This window comes from Rhodococcus sp. T7, assembly GCF_009872365.1.
In the GTDB taxonomy this organism is placed as follows: Bacteria; Actinomycetota; Actinomycetes; order Mycobacteriales; family Mycobacteriaceae; genus Rhodococcus_F.
Window position 1 is genome coordinate 1 of the sequence record NZ_WXYH01000087.1, and the last position, 9,815, is coordinate 9,815.

At 68.0% G+C, this 9,815-nt stretch carries 10 protein-coding genes and 1 pseudogene; 5 read left to right on the forward strand and 6 right to left on the reverse strand.

What is annotated here, in order from left to right:
• Positions 1-161, reverse strand: a pseudogene (locus MLGJGCBP_RS10890) (HNH endonuclease); the annotation flags it as partial.
• Between the two features lie 126 nt (positions 162-287).
• On the opposite strand from MLGJGCBP_RS10890, the gene MLGJGCBP_RS10895 reads away from it, so the two are divergent.
• On the forward strand, positions 288-899 hold the full coding sequence (locus tag MLGJGCBP_RS10895; RefSeq protein ID WP_160095494.1) for a maleylpyruvate isomerase family mycothiol-dependent enzyme: 612 nt from the start codon (positions 288-290) through the stop codon (positions 897-899).
• 6 nt (positions 900-905) lie between these two features.
• Here the strand turns inward: MLGJGCBP_RS10895 and MLGJGCBP_RS10900 are convergent, their stop codons facing one another.
• The 4 genes from MLGJGCBP_RS10900 to MLGJGCBP_RS10915 are packed head-to-tail and all read right to left on the reverse strand — an operon-like array spanning position 906 to position 3,692.
• Positions 906-1,208 (reverse strand): hypothetical protein, encoded by a 303-nt coding sequence (locus tag MLGJGCBP_RS10900; protein ID WP_236581029.1) that lies wholly within the window; start codon positions 1,206-1,208, stop codon positions 906-908.
• 23 nt (positions 1,209-1,231) lie between these two features.
• Positions 1,232-2,044: an SDR family NAD(P)-dependent oxidoreductase gene (locus MLGJGCBP_RS10905; protein ID WP_087557116.1), complete on the reverse strand. Its 813-nt coding sequence runs from the start codon at positions 2,042-2,044 to the stop codon at positions 1,232-1,234.
• A gap of 45 nt (positions 2,045-2,089) precedes the next feature.
• Complete coding sequence (locus MLGJGCBP_RS10910; RefSeq protein ID WP_160095496.1) at positions 2,090-2,881, reverse strand: SDR family NAD(P)-dependent oxidoreductase; 792 nt, start codon at positions 2,879-2,881, stop codon at positions 2,090-2,092.
• A 34-nt stretch (positions 2,882-2,915) separates the two neighbouring features.
• Positions 2,916-3,692 carry an SDR family oxidoreductase gene (locus MLGJGCBP_RS10915; RefSeq protein WP_160095498.1) on the reverse strand — a complete coding sequence of 259 codons (777 nt, stop codon included), beginning with the start codon at positions 3,690-3,692 and terminating at the stop codon, positions 2,916-2,918.
• Between the two features lie 224 nt (positions 3,693-3,916).
• On the opposite strand from MLGJGCBP_RS10915, the gene MLGJGCBP_RS10920 reads away from it, so the two are divergent.
• A complete protein-coding gene (locus tag MLGJGCBP_RS10920; protein WP_160095500.1) occupies positions 3,917-4,834 on the forward strand; it encodes a tyrosine-protein phosphatase in 918 nt (305 codons plus the stop codon).
• 2 nt (positions 4,835-4,836) lie between these two features.
• Here the strand turns inward: MLGJGCBP_RS10920 and MLGJGCBP_RS10925 are convergent, their stop codons facing one another.
• Positions 4,837-5,784 (reverse strand): aldo/keto reductase, encoded by a 948-nt coding sequence (locus tag MLGJGCBP_RS10925; RefSeq protein WP_160095502.1) that lies wholly within the window; start codon positions 5,782-5,784, stop codon positions 4,837-4,839.
• 226 nt (positions 5,785-6,010) lie between these two features.
• On the opposite strand from MLGJGCBP_RS10925, the gene MLGJGCBP_RS10930 reads away from it, so the two are divergent.
• The 3 genes from MLGJGCBP_RS10930 to MLGJGCBP_RS10940 all read left to right on the forward strand — a co-directional run.
• Positions 6,011-7,513, forward strand: a complete 1,503-nt coding sequence (locus MLGJGCBP_RS10930) for an aldehyde dehydrogenase family protein (protein ID WP_160095504.1) — start codon at positions 6,011-6,013, stop codon at positions 7,511-7,513.
• A gap of 27 nt (positions 7,514-7,540) precedes the next feature.
• Positions 7,541-9,100: an APC family permease gene (locus tag MLGJGCBP_RS10935; RefSeq protein WP_160095506.1), complete on the forward strand. Its 1,560-nt coding sequence runs from the start codon at positions 7,541-7,543 to the stop codon at positions 9,098-9,100.
• A partial coding sequence (locus tag MLGJGCBP_RS10940; protein WP_201453025.1) for a GMC family oxidoreductase N-terminal domain-containing protein occupies positions 9,097-9,815 on the forward strand: 719 nt, incomplete at its 3' end. The genes MLGJGCBP_RS10935 and MLGJGCBP_RS10940, both read left to right, overlap by 4 nt.

Below are 9,815 nucleotides of genomic sequence, written 5' to 3' on the forward strand. Positions count from 1 at the left end.
TCGGTGACCACCGCCTGCACCGCACACCCCACCGATTTCAACGATTCGACCGCGTCGATCCACTCGATCCCCAACCCGGCATCGCCACACGCCTCGACGCACCGCAATCGCGTCGTGAACGCCCGCAACTCCTCCAGATCCGGCGCCTTCATTTCCCCCATGACCAACCTCCCCCAAGGTCATTCGAATATATGTTCGACTCTACCAATCATGTTCGACTGGCGCAATACTCGGCGGTTTCGGTCTACGGTGATCGTGGAGAACACATCTGATGGGAGCTGACTGCGATGACCGATGATGCCGTCCTGCAGCGTGCGGTTGCGATCGAGTTCTCGGACCTGGCCGAGCTCCTCGACGGGATCTCGGATGCGGAGTGGGACACGCCTTCGCTGTGCGAGGGCTGGCGGATTCGCGAAGTGGTCGCACATGTCACCATGGCGGCGCGGTACTCCGAGGAGCGGTTCATGACCCGTCTGCGTGAGTGCGAGTTCGATTTCACCCGGCTGTCCAACGAGATCGCCCGTAGTGACGCCGAATTGGCAACGGCAGATCTCGTCGCCGACCTGCGCTCGGACACCATGCGCGGGTGGACTCCGCCGGGCGGCGGCTATCACGGCGCGCTCAACCATGTGGTGATCCACGGTCTCGACGTCACGGTGCCGCTGGGGGTGCCGCGCCGCGTACCCGAGGCGACCATCCGCGTCGTCCTCAACGACCTCACGGCCGGCGGTGGGCACTCGAATTTCGGTGTCGACATCGAGGGCCGTCGGTTGCGGGCCACGGACCTCGGCTGGTCGTACGGGTCGGGTGCCGAATTGAGCGGCGCAGGCGAGGATCTCGCACTCACGATCTGTGGCCGGACGCTTCCGGCTGGACGGGTCGAGGGCGACCCGTTGTAATCGGTCTCAGCTGCCCGGAATGAAACCCGGGTAGACGAAATGCCCGGGACCTCCGCCCGGGAGCGAGGCGCCGAGCGACCCGGGGAAGTCCAGCGACAGTTTGACGAGCTTGTGGGGTTGCCCGTTCCGGTCGGCCTGCCAGCAATCGAGCAGCACGCCGTGGAACCCGGTGCAGACGATGCGGTTGGTGGTTCCGAACGGCGAGGTGAGCCGGTTCGCGCTGACGAACGGATTCCAGTAGTCGAGATCGGTCGGAGTGAGGAAGTTCTGGTTGTCGAACGGCGCGAGCGGACTGGGCTCGGTGGGTATCGGCGGAAACCGACGGGCGGCGCCTACGTCCGCAAACCGGGATGACGGCTGGCCAGGACGGGAACGAGGAACCTGTTCGGGGCGAGGCGCGCGAAGACGGACGCCGCCCGGTTCGCGAAACCGGGGATGGCGACCATCTGTCCCTTGTCGAGCCCGTCGATGCCGGTCTTGGCCACGGATTCGGGGCTTTCCCACATGAAGCTGGGCAGCGCGGCCTCCGCGTCCTCCTTCGCGAAACCGGCCGTCTCGCCGAATCCGGTGTCGACGGGTCCGGGGCAGAGTGCGGTCGCGGTGACCCCCGTGCCTTTCAGTTCGCCGGTCAGGCTTTCGGTGTAGGAGAGGACGAATGCCTTGCAGGCGCCGTACCCCGCCTGCCCGGGCAGCGGCTGGAACGCCCCGGTGGACGCGACGTTGAGGATCGCGCCGCGACGCCGCTGCACCATACCCGGCAGGGCGCGGCTGCACAGGTCGGCGACGGCCGTCACGTCGACCTCGATCATGTTCATCTCGGCCTCCGGATCGGACGCGGCCACCGGGCCGAGCGTGGACAGGCCGGCGTTGTTCACGAGGATGTCCAGGGTCAGTCCGAGTTCGCCGACCCGGTCGAGCAGGGTCGCCCGGGCCGAGCGGTCGGACAGGTCGGCGCCCAGCACGTGCGCCCGGCCGCCCGCGGCCCGCAGTTCGGTGGCCAGTTCCTCCAACTTCTCGGCCCGGCGGGCGACGAGCACCACCTGATGCCCGCGGCGGCTGAGTTCACGGCTGAGGGCCGTACCGATCCCGGACGACGCTCCGGTGACGAGCGCGGTGCGATCGGCGGCAGGAGTGGGGAGGCTCATGTGTCCAACCTACGTGCCGCCGTCGCCGGCGCAAGGGTTCTCCGTTCAGGCGTGGGTGCCGCCGTCGATGCGGATCTCGGTTCCGGTGACGAACGCGCCGTCGTCGGAGGCGAGCATGGCGACGACTCCCGCGACCTGTTCGGGTCCGCCCATGGCCGCGCCGCCCGATTCCAGGGTGGTGGGGAGGATGGGGGACAGCTTGGCGAACAGGCCCCAATCGGCATCGGACGGAACGTATCCGGAGGTGGCGTCGGTGATTCCGGTCTTGATGCTGCCGGGGGCGACACCGACGGCACGCAGACCCTGCTTGCCGTATTCGAGTGCCAGCGCGTGGGTGAACGATTGGATGCCGCCCTTGCTCGCGGCGTACGCCGCCATGTACGGATGCGCGAACGCGGCGGAGGTGGAACTGAAGTTCACGACCACGCTGCGCTCGTTGCGCAGCAGCGCGGGCAGGCATTCGCGAACCATGAGGAAGGTGCCGGTGAGGTTGATCCCGATCACCTGATTCCACAGGTCCAAGGGCGTCTCGTGGGTGTGCGAGGCGCGCAGGATGCCCGCGGCGTTCACGAGCACGTCCAATCCGCCCAGGTTCTCGACGCTGTGGCTCACGCCGTCGACGACGGACGTCTCCTCGCCGATGTCGATGGCGGCGACGCTGAGGCGGACCGCCGTGCCAGCCGCTTCGGCGAGTTCCGTGGTCCGCGCGAGGCCGTCCTCGGAGACGTCGGCTGCCACGACGGTGCCGCCTTCCTCGAGCAGGCGGAGGGCGGTGGCCTGGCCGATACCCGACGCCGCGCCGGTCACCAGGATCCGCCGGTTGTCGAAACGATTCATCGTCTGTGCTCCTCGTGTGGTTCCGAATTCGATGTCATTGGCCCATGACGTATTTCACGGTCGGTCCGGCGGTCCAGCCGCCGTCGACGGCCAGTTCCGCCCCCGTGACGTATGTGGACGCGTCGGACAGCAGGAATCCGACGGCGCCGGCGATCTCCTCGGGCACCCCCACCCGCGCCATGGGGGTGTTCGGGTAGTTGCCCTCGCCCTGCTGAATTCCGAGACCCGCGGTCATCGGGGTGTACGTCATGCCGGGGTGGACGGAGTTGACGCGGATCCGGTCGGCGCCCAGTTCGACGGCGGCGATCTTCGTGAGCCCGCGCACGCCCCACTTGGACGCGCCATAGCCGGCGGTCAGGGCGAGTCCCATCAGCCCGGCGGCCGAGGAGATGTTGACGATCGATCCGCCGCCGGCGGCGCGCATCGGGCCGATCACGGCCTGCAGGCCGTTGAACACGCCGGTCAGGTTGATGTCGAGGACCGTCCGGAAGTGTTCGAGCGGTTCGTGCTCGATGTACTGGCCGGTGGAGATGCCCGCATTGTTGACGAGGCCGTCGACGCGACCGAAGTCGCTCGTCGCCACGTCGACCGCGGCCTGCCACTGCTGGGGGTCGGTGACGTCGAGGTGGCAGTAGCGCGCCCGGTCGCCGAGCTGCTCCACCGTCGCGCGGCCGTCGTCGTCGAGAACGTCACCGACGACGACGCTGCCGCCCTCGTCGACGATGCGCTGGGCGAAGGCTGCGCCGAGCCCCCGCGCCGCCCCGGTCACGATCACAACCTTCCCCGCCAGTTGTTGTGCGGTCTCGGTCATCTCAGCTCACATCCTCGTCCTCGAAAAGTCACGTTCGCCGGGCACCTCGGCTGCCGACGGCCCGAGTCTGCTGTGGGCGGCCCCTGCGGGAAACGGGTTCTCCCGGTGATCGGAACAACTCGTAGCCACGGGAAACGCCGGACCACTGTGATGTGGATTACCCGCTGACGTTCCGGACATGCCGGAGGGGCGGATCTCCCCGACAGACCATCGAAAGGGTTTCCATGTCTCGACGTGTCACTTCCACCGCCGCGGTGCTGATCACCGGCAGCGTGCTGTTCGCGGGTCTCGGCGCGCCTGCGCTCGCGTCGGCGGACCCGTTCTCGCTGCCCGGAATCAGCCTCCCGGATTTCGGTTCGTCCGATTTCGGGAGCGCGGGCCCGGTCGTCGAGACGCCGCGACTGGCGTCGGTCGACAACTTCCGCGACGTCGGAGGATCGGGCCGGGGGTATGCGACCGCCCGCGGGGGACACGTCACGCGTGGGTTGTTCTACCGTTCGAACGCGCTGGTTCCGAACGATCAGGATCTCGCCGTCCTCACCGGACTCGGGCTGACCGCGGTGTACGACGTGCGGACCGTCGAAGAGGTGGCGGCGAAGCCCGACCGGCTCCCTGCCGGACCGCGGTACCAGGGCATCCCGATTCTGTCGGGTGATCTGGGTGCCGCTGTCGCGCAGTTGAAGTCGCCCGACGACGCCGTCGCGTTCATGCAGCAGATGAACCGCAGCTTCGTCGACGACGCGGCGACCCGGGCCGGGTTCGCGCAACTTCTGACGTCACTGGCCGACACCGACGGACCGCAGGTCTTCCACTGCACGGCGGGCAAGGACCGCACCGGCTGGGCGTCCGCCCTGCTGCTGTCCGTCGCCGGGGTTCCGCAGGACACCATCTTCGACGACTATCTGCTCACCAACGAATACACTGCCGCGTCGATGAAGGTCACGTACGACCAGATCGCCGCCAGCCGCGGCGAGGCGGTGGCGAAGATCTACCAGCCGCTGCTGGGTGTGGACCGCAGCTACCTCGAGGCCGGACTCGGCCGGCTCGCCGAGCAGTACGGCACGGTCGACCGTTACCTCACCGACGGGCTGGGTCTGAGTTCGGCGACGGTCGACCGGCTGCGGAGCAAGCTGCTGAGCTGAGGTCAGGCCCCGATCGCGTCCGAGAGGGTCGTGAGCCGGCTGATCTCGGACGCGGTCAGCGTCACGGTCGGGGCGTCGAGCAGGGCGGGAAGCTGTTCGAGGCGGCTCGCGCTCGCGATCGGCGCGGTGATGCCGGGCCTGGTCAGGAGCCACGCGAGGGCGATGGTGGAGATCTCCGCGGAGTGCGCGTCGGCGATCTCGGCGAGGGCGTCAACGACGGCGAGACCGGACTCGGAGAGGTAGCGGGTCGCCATCCGCTGGCGGGCCCGGCCCTCGAGGTCGGCCCGGGTGCGGTACTTGCCCGCGAGGAAACCTGCCGCGAGCGAGTAGTACGGGAAAACGCCCAGGCCGTTCTCGGTCGCGAGCGCGGCCACCTCGGGTTCGTAGTCGTGGCGGTGCACCAGGTTGTAGTGCGGCTGCAGCGCGATCGGGGCGGCGAAACCGTGCTCGGCCGTCAGGGACAGCCACTCGCGGATGCGCTCGGGGGAGTAGTTGGAGATGGCGACGTGCCGGACGAGTCCGTCGCGGACCAGTTTGTCGAACGCGCCGAGCGTGTCCGCGAGGGGAGTGTCGGCGTCGTCGAAGTGCGCGTAGTACACGTCGATGTAATCGGTCTGCAGCCGCTTCAGGGACGCCTCCGCCGCTGCCCGGACGTTGGCGGGGGCCAGTCCCTTGAACTCCGGGTGCTGGCTGACCTTGGTGGCGATCACGACGTGGTCCCGGTTGTGGCGGGACCCCATCCAGTTGCCGAGGACGGTCTCGGACTCGCCGCCGGAGTTGCCCTCGGCGAACGCGGAGTACGAGTCCGCCGTGTCGACGAAGTTGCCGCCGCCCGCGGCGAACGCGTCGAGGATGTCGAACGACGTCGGTTCGTCACTGGTCCAGCCGAAGGTGTTGCCACCGAGGGCCAGGGGAAAGATGTCCAGATCCGAGTTGCCGATCGCGACCACGGGTGCTCCGTTTCTAGGTGTGTCCTGTCCGGGAAAGTGCGAAGAGTTCGCCTGACGACGCTATCGCAGCCGCTAGGCGCACGCGCGTCCGGCTACCGGACACACCCTGCCCGTTCGCGGATTCCCAGGCGAATCGGACATGTGTCGGGCGAACCCCGCCCACCGCGACTCCGACGGCATACCGTGGAGGGGGTGCGTTCGTTCCGGCGAGACACGGAGTTGAGTGATGCGGGACCAGTCGATCGATGACCTTCTGAACACGGGCCTGTTCGTCGACGGGCGGTGGATCCGCTCCAGCTCCGGCGAGACCCGGGACTGCATCAATCCGGCCGACGGGTCGGTGGTCGCCACCGTCGACGAGGCCTCCCCGGACGACGCCGCCCGCGCTGTCGCCGCGGCCCGCGCCGCGTTCGACGAGGGCACCTGGCCGCACACGCCCGTCGCCGAGCGCACCGCGATCGTCGCGCGGATCGCCGATCTGCTCGAACGCGACAAGGAGACCCTGGCCCGCATCGAGACGCTCGACACCGGAAAGACTTTGGAGGAGAGCAGGATCGACATCGACGACGTGGTGTCGGTGTTCCGGTACTACGCGCAACTCGCCGCGGTCGAGGCGGATCGTCTGGTGGACGTCGGCCGTCCCGACGTGATCAGCCGGGTGGTGCGTGAGCCGATCGGCGTGTGCGTGCTCATCGCACCGTGGAACTACCCGCTGCTGCAGATCTCGTGGAAGGTCGCGCCCGCGCTCGCGGCGGGGTGCACGATGGTCCTCAAACCGAGCGAGGTGACCCCGCTCAGCACCATCGCGTTCACCGCGCTGATCGCCGAAGCCGGGGTTCCGGCCGGGGTGGTGAACCTCGTGCAGGGCAGCGGCGCCGTCCTGGGCGCAGCACTCACGGGAACCCCCGACGTCGACTTCGTCTCCTTCACCGGAGGGTTGGCGACCGGACGCGTCATCCTCGAGACCGCGGCGAAGAACGTCACCAAGGTGGCCGTGGAACTCGGCGGCAAGAATCCGCACATCGTCTTCGCCGACGCGGACGGAGACGACTCCGTCGACCAGGTGCTCACGGGTGTGTTCCTGCACTCCGGTCAGGTGTGCTCGGCGGGAACCCGCCTGATCATCGAGGAATCCATCGCCGACCGGTTCGTCGCCGCGCTCGCTGCCCGGGCGGAGAAGATCCGGATGGGCAACGGCCTCGATCCGGCGAGCCGAACGGGCCCGCTGGTATCCGAGGCCCACCGGGAGAAGGTCGAAAAGTACGTGGAACTCGGACGCTCCGAGGGTGCCCGGCTGGTGACCGGGGGTGCCCGGCCGTCGGATCCCGCGTTGGCGAACGGGAGTTTCTACCTGCCCACCATCTTCGATCACTGTGACCGCACCATGCGCCTCGTACAGGAGGAGACGTTCGGGCCGATCCTCACCGTCGAGCGTTTCACCACGGAAGAGGAGGCGCTGCGACTGGGCAACGACACCGAGTACGGCCTCGCCGCGGGCGTCCGGACCGCCGACAGCGCCCGGGGCGAACGCATGGTGCGCGGTCTGCGCCACGGAACGGTGTGGCTCAACGACTTCGGCTACTACACCGCGGCCGCCGAGTGGGGCGGATTCAAGATGTCGGGGAACGGGCGCGAACTCGGCCCCACCGGTCTGGCGGAATACCAGGAGACCAAACACATCTGGCACAACACCTCGCCCACGGCGGCGGGGTGGTTCGACAACGGCTAGTCCGGCGCACGGAGAGGCGAGAGAACCATGGCTACTCGGCACGGTGCAGTGGGTGACGGAGGTGAGCCGGGGGACAGTGGGCTCGGCGAACTGGGGTACAAACAGGAATTGGACCGCAGTCTGGGCAAGTTCGCCAGTTTCGCGGCGGGAGTCAGCTACATTTCGATTCTCACCGGCACGTTCCAGTTGTTCTATTTCGGGTTCGGCACGGCGGGGCCTGCGTATCTGTGGTCCTGGCCGATGGTGTTCGTCGGGCAGATGGCCGTCGCCCTGTGCTTCATGGAACTCGCGGCCAAGTATCCCGTCGCCGGCTCGGTCTACAACTGGGCCAAGCTGCTCGGCAGCAGGATCGTGGGCTGGTCGTCGGGCTGGCTGATGCTCACCGCGTCGATCGTGACGCTCTCCGCGGTCGTGCTCGCGCTGCAACTCAACCTGCCGCGGCTGTGGAGCGGCTTCCAGATCATCGGTGACGGCAGCGGTGAGTACGACTTCGCGACCAACGCCGTCATTCTCGGCACGATCATGATCGCGTTCACCACGGCGGTCAACGCGTTCGGCGTCAAGCTGATGGCCCTCATCAACAGCACGGGTGTGTTCGTCGAACTGATCGCCGCGGTGCTGATCGCGATCATCCTCGCCGCCAACATGACCCGCGGCCCGGAGGTGTTCTTCTCCACCCACGGTTACGGCGCCGGGGAGAGCGGCGGCTATCTGAGCGTCTTCCTCGTGGCGTCCCTCGCGTCCGGGTACGTGATGTACGGCTTCGACACCGCGAGTTCGCTCGGCGAGGAAACCGTCGACCCGCGGCGGACGGCGCCGAAGGCGATCCTGCGGGCGATCCTCGCGTCCTTCGTGATCGGCGGGGCGATCCTGGTGTTCGCCGTCATGGCGGCCCCCGACCTCGACGATCCGCTCATCGGCAGCAGTGAGGGCGGCCTGCAGTACATCGTCGAGCAGGTGATGTGGGGACCGCTCGGCAAGATCTTCCTGGTCTGCATCGTGATCGCGGTGACGGTGTGTTCGCTCGCGGTGCACGCCGCGGCCATCCGGCTCACGTTCGCGATGGCCCGCGACAACGCCCTGCCCTTCGGGGAGCGGCTGGCGCACGTCAACCCGAAGCATCAGACACCGGTGGTCCCCGCCATCGTGATCGGTCTGCTCGCGGCGTTCATTCTCGTGATCAACATCGGTCAGCCGCAGATCTTCACGGTGCTGACGTCGATCGCGATCATCATGATCTACCTCGCGTACCTCATGGTCACCGGTCCGTTGCTGAAGAAGCGACTGCAGGGGCAGTGGCCGCCGAAGGAACTCGGCGAGAGCGGCTACTTCACGATGGGCCGGTGGGGGCTGGCGGTGAACATCTTCGCCGTGCTGTGGGGTGTGGGAATGGCGCTCAATCTCGCGTGGCCACGCCCCGAGGTGTACGGAACCCCCTGGTACAACACGTGGGGTGCGTTCGTCTACATCGGGATCATCCTCGGGCTCGGCCTCCTCTGGTACGCGGTGAAGGGCCGCAACCACATCGGGTGCCTCGCCTCGCACGCCGCGACGACGAAGGACGAGGCGGAGAGTGAACTGCCATGACGGACACCGTGTTCGACTATGTGATCGCCGGCGGAGGAACGGCCGGATGCGTGCTCGCCGCCCGGCTCAGCGAGGACCAGTCGGTGACCGTGTGCCTCGTGGAGGCCGGGCCGTCCGACGTCGGTGACCGCAACGTCCTCGAGTTGGCGCAGTGGATGCACCTGCTGGACTCCGGATACGACTGGGACTACCCGATCGAGCCGCAGGAGCGGGGCAACAGCTTCATGCGGCACGCACGGGCGAAGGTGCTCGGCGGCTGCTCGTCGCACAACTCGTGTATCGCGTTCTGGCCACCCGCCGAGACACTCGACGACTGGGCGGCGGCCGGTGCGACGGGCTGGGGCGCGAAGGACGTGTTACCGCTCGTGGCGCGAGTGGAGAACAACGACGCCCCCGGCGAGCAGCACGGCCGCAGCGGTCCGGTGCGGCTGCGCGACGTCCCACCGAACGATCCGTGCGGCGTCGCCTTGCTCGAGGCCGCGGCAAAGGTCGGGTTGCCGACCGTGCAGTTCAACCGCGGCACGAGCGTCCTCGACGGGGCCGGGTGGTTCCAGATCAACGCGTCCGAGGACGGCACCCGCATGTCGACGTCGCACGCCTACCTGCACCCGATTCTCGGATCCCGGCCCAACCTCGACGTGCGCACCGACTGCTGGGTCGCCGAGATCGTCATCGACGACGCGATGGTGGCGACCGGGGTGCGCTACCAGCGTCC

Excerpts from the sequence above, each read along its gene's own strand:
- MLGJGCBP_RS10930 (WP_160095504.1), top strand. The coding sequence starts at position 6,011 with ATGCGGGACCAGTCGATCGATGACCTTCTGAACACGGGCCTGTTCGTC.
- MLGJGCBP_RS10910 (WP_160095496.1), bottom strand. The coding sequence starts at position 2,881 with ATGAATCGTTTCGACAACCGGCGGATCCTGGTGACCGGCGCGGCGTCG.
- MLGJGCBP_RS10935 (WP_160095506.1), top strand. The coding sequence starts at position 7,541 with ATGGCTACTCGGCACGGTGCAGTGGGTGACGGAGGTGAGCCGGGGGAC.
- MLGJGCBP_RS10905 (WP_087557116.1), bottom strand. The coding sequence starts at position 2,044 with ATGAGCCTCCCCACTCCTGCCGCCGATCGCACCGCGCTCGTCACCGGA.
- MLGJGCBP_RS10915 (WP_160095498.1), bottom strand. The coding sequence starts at position 3,692 with ATGACCGAGACCGCACAACAACTGGCGGGGAAGGTTGTGATCGTGACC.
- MLGJGCBP_RS10895 (WP_160095494.1), top strand. The coding sequence starts at position 288 with ATGACCGATGATGCCGTCCTGCAGCGTGCGGTTGCGATCGAGTTCTCG.
- MLGJGCBP_RS10920 (WP_160095500.1), top strand. The coding sequence starts at position 3,917 with ATGTCTCGACGTGTCACTTCCACCGCCGCGGTGCTGATCACCGGCAGC.